This window comes from Streptomyces sp. ADI96-02 (genome assembly GCF_003846185.1).
In the GTDB taxonomy this organism is placed as follows: Bacteria; Actinomycetota; Actinomycetes; order Streptomycetales; family Streptomycetaceae; genus Streptomyces.
Map to the genome: position 1 here is coordinate 6,133,786 of NZ_ML123034.1, position 13,329 is coordinate 6,147,114.

12 protein-coding genes are annotated in these 13,329 nt (G+C 72.9%); 6 read left to right on the top strand and 6 right to left on the bottom strand.

All coding sequences use genetic code 11. From position 1 onward, the window contains the following. Positions 1 to 31 precede the first annotated feature (31 nt). Together EES43_RS26830 and EES43_RS26835 are read right to left on the bottom strand one after the other, a co-directional pair. The gene (locus tag EES43_RS26830; protein WP_124271137.1) at positions 32 to 2,470 is read right to left on the bottom strand and encodes a Tex family protein; all 2,439 of its coding nucleotides are present in this window, start codon (positions 2,468 to 2,470) and stop codon (positions 32 to 34) included. Positions 2,471 to 2,687: 217 nt separating this feature from the next. Beyond that, on the bottom strand, positions 2,688 to 3,548 hold the full coding sequence (locus tag EES43_RS26835; protein ID WP_124271138.1) for an SCO6745 family protein: 861 nt from the start codon (positions 3,546 to 3,548) through the stop codon (positions 2,688 to 2,690). A 185-nt stretch (positions 3,549 to 3,733) separates the two neighbouring features. Between EES43_RS26835 and EES43_RS26840 the strand changes: the two genes are divergently transcribed. After that, entirely contained in the window at positions 3,734 to 4,369 is a 636-nt protein-coding gene (locus EES43_RS26840) for a DJ-1/PfpI family protein (protein WP_124271139.1), read from the top strand. On the opposite strand, the gene EES43_RS26845 is transcribed toward EES43_RS26840, so the two are convergent. Then, positions 4,356 to 5,123 carry an enoyl-CoA hydratase/isomerase family protein gene (locus tag EES43_RS26845; protein WP_124271140.1) on the bottom strand — a complete coding sequence of 256 codons (768 nt, stop codon included), beginning with the start codon at positions 5,121 to 5,123 and terminating at the stop codon, positions 4,356 to 4,358. The genes EES43_RS26840 and EES43_RS26845 overlap by 14 nt on opposite strands. A gap of 190 nt (positions 5,124 to 5,313) precedes the next feature. Between EES43_RS26845 and EES43_RS26850 the strand changes: the two genes are divergently transcribed. After that, complete coding sequence (locus EES43_RS26850; protein ID WP_124271141.1) at positions 5,314 to 5,805, top strand: ATP-binding protein; 492 nt, start codon at positions 5,314 to 5,316, stop codon at positions 5,803 to 5,805. A 50-nt stretch (positions 5,806 to 5,855) separates the two neighbouring features. On the opposite strand, the gene idi is transcribed toward EES43_RS26850, so the two are convergent. From idi to galE, 3 genes are all read right to left on the bottom strand, one after another. Continuing rightward, entirely contained in the window at positions 5,856 to 6,449 is a 594-nt protein-coding gene (gene idi, locus EES43_RS26855) for an isopentenyl-diphosphate Delta-isomerase (protein ID WP_124271142.1), read from the bottom strand. Positions 6,450 to 6,602: 153 nt separating this feature from the next. Next, positions 6,603 to 7,544 carry a cation diffusion facilitator family transporter gene (locus EES43_RS26860; RefSeq protein WP_124271143.1) on the bottom strand — a complete coding sequence of 314 codons (942 nt, stop codon included), beginning with the start codon at positions 7,542 to 7,544 and terminating at the stop codon, positions 6,603 to 6,605. Positions 7,545 to 7,701: 157 nt separating this feature from the next. Beyond that, positions 7,702 to 8,691, bottom strand: a complete 990-nt coding sequence (galE, locus tag EES43_RS26865) for a UDP-glucose 4-epimerase GalE (RefSeq protein WP_124271144.1) — start codon at positions 8,689 to 8,691, stop codon at positions 7,702 to 7,704. A gap of 318 nt (positions 8,692 to 9,009) precedes the next feature. Between galE and EES43_RS26870 the strand changes: the two genes are divergently transcribed. Genes EES43_RS26870 through EES43_RS26885 form a run of 4 tightly spaced genes read left to right on the top strand, consistent with a single transcriptional unit; the run spans position 9,010 to position 13,328 of the window. Continuing rightward, on the top strand, positions 9,010 to 10,788 hold the full coding sequence (locus tag EES43_RS26870; protein WP_241192543.1) for a DUF5941 domain-containing protein: 1,779 nt from the start codon (positions 9,010 to 9,012) through the stop codon (positions 10,786 to 10,788). Further along, the gene (locus EES43_RS26875; protein WP_124271146.1) at positions 10,785 to 11,522 is read left to right on the top strand and encodes a phosphocholine cytidylyltransferase family protein; all 738 of its coding nucleotides are present in this window, start codon (positions 10,785 to 10,787) and stop codon (positions 11,520 to 11,522) included. The genes EES43_RS26870 and EES43_RS26875 overlap by 4 nt, the downstream gene beginning before the upstream one ends. Continuing rightward, positions 11,510 to 12,571: an iron-containing alcohol dehydrogenase family protein gene (locus tag EES43_RS26880; RefSeq protein WP_124271147.1), complete on the top strand. Its 1,062-nt coding sequence runs from the start codon at positions 11,510 to 11,512 to the stop codon at positions 12,569 to 12,571. The genes EES43_RS26875 and EES43_RS26880 overlap by 13 nt, the downstream gene beginning before the upstream one ends. After that, on the top strand, positions 12,549 to 13,328 hold the full coding sequence (locus tag EES43_RS26885) for a CDP-alcohol phosphatidyltransferase family protein (protein ID WP_124271148.1): 780 nt from the start codon (positions 12,549 to 12,551) through the stop codon (positions 13,326 to 13,328). Before EES43_RS26880 ends, EES43_RS26885 begins: the two co-directional genes overlap by 23 nt. Position 13,329 lies beyond the last annotated feature (1 nt).

Sequence of the window (13,329 nt, forward strand, 5' to 3'; positions counted from 1 at the left end):
CGGTCTGTGCGCCCGCCCCGCCCCGCCCGGTTCAGCGCCCCCGTCCGCCCCGCTTCGGATCGACCAGACCGGCCTTGCGCAGCGCGTCGGCCATCGCGCTGTTCGCCGGAGCCGCCGTGCCCTGGGCCGACCGGGGCGCACCGCCGCCGCGCCGGTCCCGGCCGCCGCCCTGACCGCGCTCGCCGCCGCCCTGACCGCCGCCGGGGCCCTGGCCCTGCCGCTGCTTCGGCGGACGGCCGCCCCGGTCGCCCCGGCCCTGCTGCCCGCCGCCGGAACCGCCGCCCCGGCCCGGCTCGTCGTCCAGCCGCAGCGTCAGCGAGATGCGCTTGCGCGGCACATCGACGTCCATCACCTTGACCCTCACGATGTCCCCGGGCTTCACGACGTCGCGCGGGTCCTTCACGAACGTCTTGGACAGGGCCGAGACGTGCACCAGACCGTCCTGGTGGACCCCGACGTCGACGAACGCGCCGAACGCCGCCACGTTGGTCACGACGCCCTCCAGCACCATGCCGGGCGCCAGGTCGCCGAGCTTCTCGACGCCCTCCTTGAAGGTCGCCGTGCGGAAGGCCGGACGCGGGTCGCGCCCCGGCTTCTCCAACTCCTTCAGGATGTCCGTCACGGTCGGCAGACCGAACACGTCGTCGACGAAGTCCGCCGCGCGCAGCGACCGCAGCGCGTCCGTGTCGCCGACCAGCGAGGCGACCTCGCCGCCGGTGGCCTTCACCATCCGCCGCACCACCGGATACGCCTCGGGGTGCACGCTGGAGCCGTCCAGCGGGTCGTCGCCGCCGCGAATGCGCAGGAAGCCCGCGCACTGCTCGTACGCCTTCGGGCCGAGCCGCGCCACGTCCTTGAGCGTCTTGCGGGAGCGGAAGGGGCCGTTGGCGTCGCGGTGCGCCACGATGTTCTCCGCGAGGCCCGAGCTGATGCCGGACACCCGCGAAAGCAGCGGAGCGGACGCGGTGTTGACGTCCACGCCGACGCCGTTCACACAGTCCTCGACCACCGCGTCCAGCGACTGCGACAGCTTCACCTCGGACAGGTCGTGCTGGTACTGGCCGACGCCGATCGACTTCGGGTCGATCTTCACCAGCTCCGCCAACGGGTCCTGGAGCCGCCGCGCGATCGACACCGCGCCGCGCAACGAGACGTCCATGTCGGGCAGTTCCTGCGAGGCGAACGCCGAGGCGGAGTACACCGAGGCGCCCGCCTCCGAGACCATCACCTTGGTGAGCTTCAACTCCGGATGCCTGTCGATCAGTTCACCGGCGAGCTTGTCCGTCTCACGGGACGCCGTGCCGTTGCCGATCGCGACCAGGTCGACCGCGTGCTCCTTCGCGAGCTGCGCCAGCTTCGCCAGCGCCTGGTCCCACCGGTTCGCCGGCACGTGCGGGTGGATCACGTCGGTGGCCACCACCTTGCCGGTGGCGTCGACGACCGCGACCTTCACCCCCGTACGGAAACCCGGGTCCAGGCCCAGCGTGGCGCGCGTCCCGGCCGGGGCCGCGAGCAGCAGATCGCGCAGGTTCGACGCGAAGACGCGCACCGCCTCGTCCTCCGCCGCCGTGCGCAGCCGCAGCCGCAGGTCGATGCCGAGGTGCACCTGGATCCGGGTCCGCCAGGCCCAACGCACGGTGTCCGCGAGCCACTTGTCGCCCAGTCGGCCCCGGTCGGCGATGCCGAAGCGGCGGGCGACCATGTTCTCGTACGTCGAGGGGCCGGGCCGTTCGGCGGCCTCCGGCTCCTCCGGCTCCAGGACCAGGTCCAGCACGTTCTCCTTCTCACCGCGCAGCATGGCGAGCACCCGGTGCGAGGGAAGCGCGGTGAACGGCTCCGCGAAGTCGAAGTAGTCGGAGAACTTCGCCCCGGCCTCCTCCTGGCCCTCGCGCACCTTCGCCGCCAGCCGGCCCCGGGTCCACATGCGTTCGCGCAGTTCGCCGGTGAGGTCGGCGTCCTCGGAGAACCGTTCGGTGAGGATCGCCCGCGCGCCCTCCAGCGCCGCCGCCGCGTCCGCCACGCCCCGGTCGCCGTCCACGAACGCCGAGGCCGCCGCGAGCGGATCCACCGACGGGTCGCCGAGCAGCCCGTCCGCCAGCGGCTCCAGCCCGGCCTCCCGGGCGATCTGCGCCTTCGTCCGCCGCTTCGGCTTGAACGGCAGGTAGATGTCCTCCAGCCGGGCCTTGGTCCCGGCGGCCCGGATGCCCGCCTCCAGCGCCGCGTCGAGCTTGCCCTGTTCGCGTACGGACTCCAGGATCGCGGTGCGCCGCTCCTCCAGCTCCCGCAGATACCTCAGCCGCTCCTCCAGCGTGCGCAGCTGAGCGTCGTCGAGCGATTCGGTCGCTTCCTTGCGGTAGCGCGCGATGAACGGCACGGTCGATCCGCCGTCGAGCAGCTCCACGGCCGCCCTGACCTGTCGCTCACGTACGCCGAGCTCCTCGGCGATCCTGCCTTCGATGGACGTCGTCACGGTTTTCCCGACTCGCCTTCTCGTACTGGCTGTGCTGGCCGTGCTCGCTGTGCGAGGAGCACGTTCTTACCCGGGGTCGCCCCCCCGGAGGCGTCTCGCCCCCGGCCTGCATTGTGCCGGGTGGCCGGGGGCCGTGTCGCGCGACCTCGGCGTACGTCGCCGCGAAGGCCCCGCACGAGGTGCGGGGCCTTCGCGGCGACGACTCCTCCGGTACGGGTCAGCGGCCGGTCGCGTCGGCCGGGAAGGCGCCGGCCGCGGCGGCGGCGAACAGGAAGCCGCGCCCCAGCTCCGTCAGCCGCTCCACACCCGCCGCGCCGAGGTGCTCGTACGGCGCCGCGTCCATGCGGTCCGTCGCCTCCTCCAGCTCCGTGCGCAGGGCCGCGCCCGCCTCCGTCAGCTCGCCGGACTCCTCCAGCAGTCCCCGGCCGCGCAGCCGCTGGGAGGCGGCCTCCCAGTCCGTCTCGCGCCAGCCCCGGGTGGCGAGGATCCACCCCTGAGCCATGCCCTTGCCGGTGGCGGTGTGGCTGACCAGCGCCTCGACCGGGTCCAGGCCCGCGGCGAGGAGGGCCGCGAGGTGGGCGTCGCCGCGGTGCTCGCGCAGCAGCGTCGCCGCGTGCCAGAACGCGAGGTGCGGCTCCTCGGGGACCGGCAGGTCCGCGTGGGCGGCGTACAGGGGCCGGGCGTGCGGGGTGCACGCCTCGGTGGCGCGCAGGGCGAGCCGGGCGGCCTCGGCCATCTCCTCGGAGGCGACCGCCTCCTCGCCGAGCAGCCTGCGCAGCGTCGCGTCCGCCGTCCGCAGCCGCGCTCCGAGGACCTGCTCGGGCGAGGCGAGAGACCAGACGGTCGGCACATGGCGGGCCACCAGGGCGGGGTTGAAGTTGTAGAAGGCCGCCGTCACCGTGCCCGCGCCCACCGCGCCGAGCGCGGCGCCCCGGGTGGCGAAGTACACGGCACCGGGGTCCTCGACACCGAGCTTCGCCAGCTCGGAACCCAGGTCGGGGGAGAAGAAGATGCAGGAGTGCAGCGGGTTGAGGGCGTTGTGACAGCGGCGTCCGGCGCGGGGCGGAAGAGTCATCATGCCCGCACGTTACCGACTGGTCGGTACGCAAGGGAACCCGGCGTCGGCCGGGTTGTCGGCACCGGCGGACACGGCGTCGGCGGATACGGTACGGCCGAGGCGGCACGGCGCGCTTCCCCGAGGCCGCCGAGCACCGCCGCCCCGCTCGCGCACGTCCTCCGCCCGACCTCACCGAGAGGCAGCCCGTGCAGATCGCCATCGTGCTCTTCGACCGCTTCACCGCCCTGGACGCGGTGGGACCCTACGAGATCCTCAGCCGCATGCCCGGCGCGGGGACCGTCTTCGCCGCCGAGCGGCCCGGACCGGTGCTCAACGACAGCGGAAGCCTCACGCTCGTCGCGGACAAGGCGCTCGCCGAGGTGCCCGCGCCGGACGTCGTGATCGTGCCGGGCGGCCCGGGGCAGTGGGACCAGATGGAGAACGGCGTACTGCTGGACTGGCTGCGGGCCGCCGACGCCGCCAGCACCTGGACCACGTCCGTGTGCACCGGATCGCTGCTGCTGGGCGCGGCCGGACTGCTGAAGGGCCGCCGGGCGACCTCGCACTGGCTGGCGCTGGAGCGGCTGAGGCCGTTCGGCGCGGAGCCGACCGGTGAGCGGGTGGTGACCGACGGGAAGTACGTCACCTCCGCCGGCGTCTCCTCCGGCATCGACATGGGCCTCACCCTGCTCGGCAGGATCGCGGGAGACGACGCCGCCCGGTCCGTGCAACTGGTCACCGAGTACGACCCGCAGCCGCCCTACGACGCCGGATCGCCGGAAAAGGCTCCCAAGGCCCTCGTCGAGGAGTGGCGCGCCAGGAGCCGGCTCACCGTTCGGTAGACGCCGTCGTGTAGGTGAAGCGCGGGGGCCGGCGCTCCAGGAAGGCGGCGACGCCCTCGGCGGTGTCGTCGCTGCCCGCGGCCTGCGCCGCCCAGTGGGCGTCCCGGTCCCGCCGTCCCGCCGCGAACTCCTTGGCCGCGGCCTGGGTCAGCTGTGAGCGGGACGCCAGGACCCGGGCGTACTCGTCCACCCGCTTCTCCAGCGCGCCGGCCGGCAGCACCTCGTCCACCAGGCCGGTGCGCAGGGCCCGCGCCGTGTCGATCAGCTCGCCGGAGAACAGCAGGTGCTTCGCCGCGGACGGGCCGACCAGTTCGACGAGCCGGCGGGTGGAGGAGGACGGGTAGACGATGCCGAGCTTGGCCGGTGTGACCCCGAACCGGGAGCCGTCCTCGGCGAACCGCAGGTCGCAGGCGGCGGCCAGCTGGCTCCCGCCGCCCACGCAGAAGCCGCGCACCGAGGCCAGCGTCGGCAGCGGGAACGCGGCCAGCGCCTCCTCGGCGGCCACGGCCAGTGCCTGCGCGTCCCCGGCCGCCTCGCGCAGCGAGGAGATGTCGGCCCCCGCGCAGAAGGTGTCGCCGGCCCCGGTCAGGACGAGCACCCGTACGGCCGGGTCGGCCGCCAGCCGGGCCAGCACGTCCGGCAGCGCGCGCCACATCGCCGCCGTCATCGCGTTGCGCTTGGCGGGGTTGCTGATGACGACGGTGGCGACAGCGCCGTCCGCGGTCGGGATGAGCCGGGGTTCCGTACGGTCCATGCGCCGGATGCTATCCGTACGGTTCGAAGAGGAGCAGAAGTAGTCCGGGAACCCGGCACCGTCGTGCTCGCCCGGCCAAATAGCGCCGATAGAGGGCTATTTCCGATCAGTGGCACGGCGGGGGCCGAGTGGTTCCCAACACTCACTACTCGACGGTCAGTGCAGTGCGAGTGAGAGCGGGTGCCGGACGATGGAGAGCCGCGGGAGTGTCCCGGCCGATCCCGTTTCCCACGAGGAGGCCGTTTCCTGCAAGGACGCCGTCTCCTACGAGGGGGTGTGGCGCTTCACCGCCCCCTCCGTGGACCTGTCCGTTCCGCGTTCCCGGCACGCCGTACGCGACCTCCTCGACCGCCAGGGCGTACCGATCGAGGAGGACGTCCTCCAGGGACTGCTGCTGATCGTCTCGGAGCTGGTCACCAACGCCGTCAAGCACGCGGCGGTGCTCTCGCCCGAACTGGCGGTGGAGGTGGCCATCGGCGCCGACTGGGTCAGGGTGTCGGTCGAGGACGACCACCCCTACCGCCCCACCGCGCTGGAGACCGACCACGCGCAGACCGGGGGCCGCGGCCTGCTGCTGGTCAGGGAGATCACCGCGCAGGCCGGCGGCGGCTGCGACGTGGCGCACACCGCGAGCGGTGGCAAGATCATCTGGGCGGCGCTGCCCTTGAAGACGCGGCTCTGACCCGCCCCCGCCCGGCCCCGTCCGCCGTCACCGGCCCGCAGGGGTCCGCCTCACCAGCCGGCGGACGGCCCCGTCAACTCCCGGATCGCCGGACGCGCCGCGTCCAGCACCGTCATGAACCAGGCGGAGAACGGCGCCCGCTCGTGCTGTTCGGCCAGCTCCGACGCGGTCACGAACGCGGTCTCGCCGACCTCCTCCGGGTCCGGCTCCACCTCCTCCTGCGCCATTCCCACGAACAGGTGGTTGAACTCCTGCTCGACCAGACCCGACGCCGGGTCGGGGTGGTTGTAGCGGACCGTGCCCGCCGCCGCCAGCAGCGAGGGCGAGATGCCCAGCTCCTCGTGGGTGCGCCGGGCCGCCGCCGCGAACGGCGCCTCGCCGGGGTAGGGGTGGCCGCAGCAGGTGTTCGACCACACGCCGGGGGAGTGGTACTTGCCGAGCGCCCGGCGCTGGAGCAGCAGCCGGCCCTGCTCGTCGAAGAGGAACACGGAGAACGCGCGGTGCAGCTGGCCCGGGGCCTGATGGGCCGCCAGCTTCTCCGCGGTGCCGATGGTGGTGCCGTTCTCATCGACCAGTTCGAGCATGATCGCTTCTGCGGTGCCGTTCGACGAGTTGTGCGTCGCGGTGGCTGGTGTGGTCGGCATACCCATCCTTCGCTTTGGTCTCCGGCCTTGAGTGCCGGGCCCCTCGAGTCCGGTCAAGTCTGCCGCACAAAAGCCGCTTGTCCGTACTTCGGGCTCGGGCATGTCAGGTCCACCGCGCACCGCCCCGCGGTCCTCGGGCCCCGGGGCCCCGTCTCAGTGGCAGAGCTTCGCCTCGTGCTCGGCATGGCCGCTGGGCTCCAGCTGGAAGGTGCAGTGCTCCACGTCGAAGTGGCTGCCGAGGCAGCCCTGGAGGTCGTGCAGCAGCTTCTCGTGCCCGATCGAGTCGAGCATCTCCTGCCGCACGACCACGTGCGCGGAGAGCACCGGCATCCCGGAGGTGATCGTCCAGGCGTGCAGGTCGTGGACGTCGATGACGCCGGGCAGCTCCGTGATGTGGGCCCGGACCTCCTCCATGTCCACGCCCTTGGGCGCCGCCTCCAGCAGCACGTTCAGCGTCTCGCGCAGCAGTTTCACCGTCCGGGGGACGATCATCAGGCCGATCAGCAGCGAGGCGACCGGGTCCGCGGCCTGCCAGCCCGTGGCCATGATGATGCCCGCCGAGACCAGCACCGTCACCGAGCCGAGGGTGTCGGCCAGCACCTCCAGGTACGCGCCCCGGACGTTCAGGCTGTCCTGCTGGCCGCGGGTCAGCAGCGAGAGCGAGACGACGTTGGCCACCAGGCCGACCGCGGCGAACGCGATGGTCAGACCGCCCTTGGTGTCGGCCGGTGTGATGAAGCGCTCGACCGCCTCGAAGACCAGGAAGCCGCCGACCCCGAGCAGCAGCAGGCAGTTGGCCAGCGCCGCCAGGATCTCGGCGCGGGCGAAGCCGAAGGTGCGGTTGGGTCCGGCCGGGCGGTTGGCGAAGTGGATGGCGAGCAGGGCCATGCCGAGCCCCAGCGCGTCGGTGGCCATATGGGCGGCGTCCGCGATCAGGGCCAGGGAGTCCGACAGCACACCGCCGACGATCTCCATGACCATCACGCTCAGGGTGATGCCCAGCGCGATCCGGAGCCTGCCCTGGTACGCGGCGGCTGCCGTGCCCGTCGGAGGCGCCCCGCCGTGCGCGTGCCCGTGGTCGTGGCCAGCCCCCATGAGAAACCCCTTCAGGTCGGTGCCGCGAGACCGGGGCGAAACGCCCCGGCCAGGCCAGTGAACTACGGGTGGGGGGTATCCGGCAACACGGCACTGAACACCGTTGTCATCTGCTCTGACCTGCGGAAACGTTCCGCAGGTCAGAGCCGTGGGGTGATCAGGAACGCTGCCGCGCGCGGGCCTCGGGGTGGTGCAGGCACCATCCCTCCCACGCCGACTCCACCATCTCGCGCACGCTCCGCCGGGCCGTCCAGTCCAGCTCCTTCGACAGCCGCGCGGCGGACGCCACCGCCCTCGGCGCGTCACCCGGCCGGCGCGGCTCGACCACCGGATCGGCGCGGTGGCCGGTCACCTCGCCGATGACCGCGGTCAGCTCGCGCACCGAGACGCCCTCGCCCCGGCCGACGTTCACCGTCAGGTCCCCGCCCGCGCGCTCGCGCAGCCCCCGGGCGACGGCCAGGTGCGCCTCGGCCAGGTCGGTGACGTGGATGTAGTCGCGGACGCAGGTGCCGTCCGGCGTCGGATAGTCGTCGCCGAAGATCCGCGGGGCCTCGCCCCGGGTCAGCCGGTCGAAGACCATCGGGACGATGTTGAAGACGCCGGTGTCGGACAGCTCCGGAGCCGCCGCCCCCGCCACGTTGAAGTACCGCAGGCAGGCGGTCGACAGACCGTGCGCCTTGCCGGCCGCCCGCACCAGCCACTCGCCCGCGAGCTTCGTCTCCCCGTACGGGTTGATCGGCAGGCAGGGCGTCTCCTCGGTGATCACGTCCACGTCCGGCACGCCGTACACCGCCGCCGAGGACGAGAAGAGGAAGTCGCGCACACCGGCCGCGACGACCGCCTCCAGCAGGACGGCGAGCCCGGCGACGTTCTCCCGGTAGTACAGCAGCGGCTTCTCGACCGATTCGCCGACCTGCTTCTTCGCCGCGAGATGGATGACGCCGCTCACCCCGTGCCCGGTGAGCACCCGGTCCAGCAGCGCCCGGTCCGAGGCGGAGCCCTCCACGAGCGTGACGGACTCCGGCAGCCTCGCGGCGACGCCCGTCGAGCGGTCGTCGAGCACCACGACCTCTTCGCCCGCCGCCACCATGGCCCTCGCCACATGTGCCCCGATGTATCCCGCTCCGCCTGTGATCAGCCATGTCATGGCTGCCACCCTAAGGGCAGCCCCGGGCGGCCCCGCCGTCGCGGTTTGTGGCCCGGGCGGTCGATCGACGATGATGATCGCGCAGCGGGCCGGCCCGGGCGGATACGCCCGAACGGCGCACAAACAGGCGGTGAACTCGGGCTTCTGTTCATCCGATAGCCTCAGCCGACATGCCGCCGGCCCGTCCTCGGGCCGCGCCGCCGTGCGTCGTCCACCGTCAGTGCCAAGGAGTGAGTTCGACTGTCGACCGCCATCCTCACCGGTCTGCCGGTCCCCGGATCGTCACTCGCCGACGATCTGCGCTCGCTGGGCTTCGAGGTGCAGACCGCCGCCGACCCCGGTGACGCCGCGGCGCTCCTCGCCGCCGTCCCCGCGAACAGCCGCGTCGCACTCGTCGACCCGCGCTTCGTCGGCCACGTCCACGCGCTGCGGCTCGGTCTGACCGACCCCCGCTTCCCGGCCGCCGCCGTCCCCGGCGCGCTCACCGCCCAGCCCGAGGCTCGCGCCGCGCTGACGCGCGCCCTGCGACGCACCGGGGCCGCGGTGGGCGCCGGCGCACCCGCCGTCGAGCCCGACGCCGACCCGACGCCCGCCGACCGCACCGCCCCGGCACCCGCCGACGGCACCGTCCCGGGCCGCGTCGCGGCGGCACTGGAGGCCGAGGGCGTCGACGTACGGCGCCCCGAACTCGGCTCGCTCACCGCCGCCGTGCCCACCGACGACGACCAGCGCGCCGCCGCGGCGGCCGGCCTCGCCTCGGTGGACGGCGAGGCGGTACGGCTGCGCGGCGCGGTCAAGGCCCACGACGGCTTCTTCACCACGTTCTGCGTCAGCCCCTACTCCCGCCACATCGCCCGCTGGTGCGCCCGCCGCGGCCTCACCCCGAACCAGGTCACCACCGCCTCGCTGATCACCGCCCTCGTCGCGGCCGGCAGCGCGGCCACCGGGACCCGCGCCGGTTACGTCGCCGCCGGCATCCTGCTGCTGGTCTCCTTCGTCCTGGACTGCACCGACGGCCAGCTCGCCCGCTACTCCCTCCAGTACTCCACGATGGGCGCCTGGCTGGACGCCACCTTCGACCGGGCCAAGGAGTACGCGTACTACGCCGGGCTCGCCCTCGGCGCGGCCCGCGGCGGCGACGACGTCTGGGTCCTCGCGCTCGGCGCGATGGTGCTCCAGGCGTGCCGCCACGTCGTCGACTTCTCCTTCAACGAGGCGAACCACGACGCGGTCGCCAACACCAGCCCCACCGCGGCCCTCTCCGACCGGCTCGACAGCGTCGGCTGGACGGTCTGGCTGCGCCGCATGATCGTGCTGCCGATCGGCGAGCGCTGGGCCATGATCGCGGTCCTCACCGCGCTCACCACCCCGCGCGTCGTCTTCTACGCCCTGCTCGTGGGCTGCGCCCTGGCCGCCTGCTACACCACGGCGGGCCGGCTGCTGCGTTCGCTGACCCGCCGGGCCCGGCGCACCGACCGCGCGGCCCGGGCCCTGGCCGACCTCGCCGACTCCGGCCCCCTAGCCCAGGCCGTCGCCGCCGTCGCCCCGGGGCTCCGCGGCGCGTTCACGGCCCCGGCCGTCGCCCTGCTCGCAGCGCTCGTGATGGCCGGCTCCGCCCTGTTCCTCCCGTACGGCAGTGCCCTCACCGTCGTCGCCGCCGCCCTGTACGTCCTGCTCTCCGGCCTGGCCGTGGCCCGTCCGCTCAAGGGCCCGCTCGACTGGCTGGTGCCGCCGTTCTTCCGGGCCGCCGAGTACGGAACGATCCTCGTGCTGGCCGCCCGCAGCGACGTGCCGCACGCCGTTCCGGCGGCCTTCGGGCTCGTCTCGGCCGTCGCCTACCATCACTACGACACGGTCTACCGCATCCGCGGCGGCACCGGCGCGCCGCCCCGGTGGCTGGTGCGCGTCCTCGGCGGACACGAGGGCCGGACCGCGCTGGTGGTCGTCCTCGCCGCCGTCCTCACCCACGCCTCAGGTTTCACCACGGCGCTCACCGTCCTCGCGGTGGCCGTGGCTCTGGTGGCGCTCGTGGAGTCCATCCGCTTCTGGGTGTCCTCCTCGGCCCCCGCCGTACACGACGAAGGAGAACTCGCATGATCGGCCTCGTACTGGCAGCCGGTGCAGGACGACGTCTGCGCCCCTACACGGACACGCTGCCCAAGGCGCTCGTCCCTGTCGACGGCGACCGGACGGTCCTCGACCTCACGCTGGCCAACTTCGCCGAGGTCGGCCTCACCGAGGTGGCGATCGTCGTCGGCTACCGCAAGGAGGCCGTCTACGCCCGCAAGGCCGAACTGGAGGCGACGTACGGCCTCTCGCTGACGCTCATCGACAACGACAAGGCCGAGGAGTGGAACAACGCCTACTCCCTGTGGTGCGCCCGCGAGGTGCTCAAGCGCGGCGTGATCCTCGCCAACGGCGACACCGTGCACCCCGTCTCCGTCGAGAAGACCCTCCTGGACGCCCGCGGCAAGGGCCAGAAGATCATCCTCGCCCTGGACACCGAGAAGTCCCTGGCCGACGAGGAGATGAAGGTCATCACCGCGGAGGGCAAGGGCGTCCAGCGCATCACCAAGCTGATGGACCCGTCGACCGCGACCGGTGAGTACATCGGCGTGACCCTCATCGAGGCCGAGGCCGCCGAGGAGCTCGCCGACGCGCTGAGGACCACGTTCGAGCGCGACCCCGACCTCTACTACGAGGACGGCTACCAGGAGCTCGTCAACCGCGGCTTCACCGTCGACGTCGCCCCCATCGGCACCGTGACCTGGGTCGAGATCGACAACCACGACGACCTCGCGAAGGGCCGGGTCATCGCGTGCCAGTACTGACCCGGCTCATTCCGTCCCCCGTCGTCGTCGACATCCGGCGCGGCGCCATGGACGATCTGGCGGGTCTCCTGGCCGACCAGCGGATCTCCTCGTCGGGCAAGCTCGCCATCGCGATCAGCGACGGCTCGGGGCGCGCCCTGCGCGAGAGGCTCGCACCGGTCCTGCCCGGAGCCGACTGGTACTCCGTCTCCGACGGCACGATCGACTCCGCGGTGAAACTGGCCGACGGCATCAAGGGCAACCGCTACGACGCCGTGGTCGGACTCGGCGGCGGAAAGATCATCGACGTGGCGAAGTACGCCGCGGCGCGGGTCGGCCTGCCGCTGGTCGCCGTCGCCACGAACCTCTCGCACGACGGCCTGTGCTCGCCGGTCGCCACGCTGGACAACGACAACGGGCGCGGCTCGTACGGCGTGCCCACCCCGATCGCCGTGGTCATCGACCTCGACGTCATCCGCGAGGCGCCGGCCCGCTACGTCCGCTCCGGCATCGGCGACGCCATCTCGAACATCTCCTGCGTCGCGGACTGGGAGCTGGCGCACGAGGTCAACGGCGAGGAGATCGACGGACTGGCCGCCGCCATGGCCCGGCAGGCCGGCGAGGCCGTGCTGCGCCACCCCGGCGGGGTCGGCGACGACGCCTTCCTCAAGGTGCTGGCCGAGGGCCTGGTGCTGACCGGCATCTCCATGTCGGTCGCGGGCGACTCGCGACCCGCGTCGGGCGCCTGCCACGAGATCAACCACGCCTTCGACCTGCTCTACCCGCAGCGCGCGGCCAGCCACGGCGAACAGGTCGGCCTCGGAGCCTGCTTCGCCATGCATCTGCGCGGCGCCCGTCAGGAGTCCCTCCTGATGGCGTCGATACTGCGCCGCCACGGTCTGCCGGTCGTGCCGGAGGAGATCGGCTTCAGCGTCGACGAGTTCGTCCGGGCCGTCGACTACGCGCCGCAGACGCGTCCGGGACGTTTCACGATCCTGGAGCACCTCAACCTGTCCACCGACCAGATCAGGGACGCGTACGCCGACTATGCCAAGACCATCAGTAGCTGAACTCCGGCCGGTCGTCCACCCGCCGGGCGTGAAGGACCGGCGCAGCGGCGAGCACTGGGCCGGGCGCCTGTACATGCGGGAGGTCTCGCTGCGCGTGGACCGCTACCTGGTCGACACGCGCGTCACGCCCAACCAGCTGACCTACGTGATGACCGTGGCCGGGGTGCTGGCGGCTCCGGCCCTGCTGGTGCCGGGCATCGGCGGCGCGCTGCTCGGCGTGCTGATGGTCCAGCTCTACCTGCTGTTCGACTGCGTCGACGGCGAGATCGCCCGCTGGAAGAAGCAGTACTCGCTCAGCGGCGTCTACCTGGACCGGGTCGCCGCCTACCTGTGCGACGCGGCGGTGCTCGTCGGCCTCGGCCTGCGCGCCGCCGACCTGTGGGGCCAGGGCCGGATCGACTGGCTGTGGGCCTTCCTGGGCACGCTCGCCGCCCTCGGCGCGATCCTGATCAAGGCCGAGACGGACCTGGTCGGCGTGGCCCGCCACCAGGGCGGCATGCCGCCCGTGCAGGAGTCGGCGTCCGAGCCGCGCTCCTCGGGCATGGCCCTGGCCCGCCGTGCGGCAGGCGCGCTGAAGTTCCACCGGCTGATCCTGGGCATCGAGGCGTCCTTCGTCATCCTTCTGGCCGCCGTCCTGGACACGATCGGCGGCGACCTCTTCTACACCCGCCTCACCACGGCCGTCATGGCCGGCATCGCCCTGCTCCAGACGCTGCTCCACCTGGTGTCGGTCCTGGCGTCCAGCAGGCTGAAGTGAG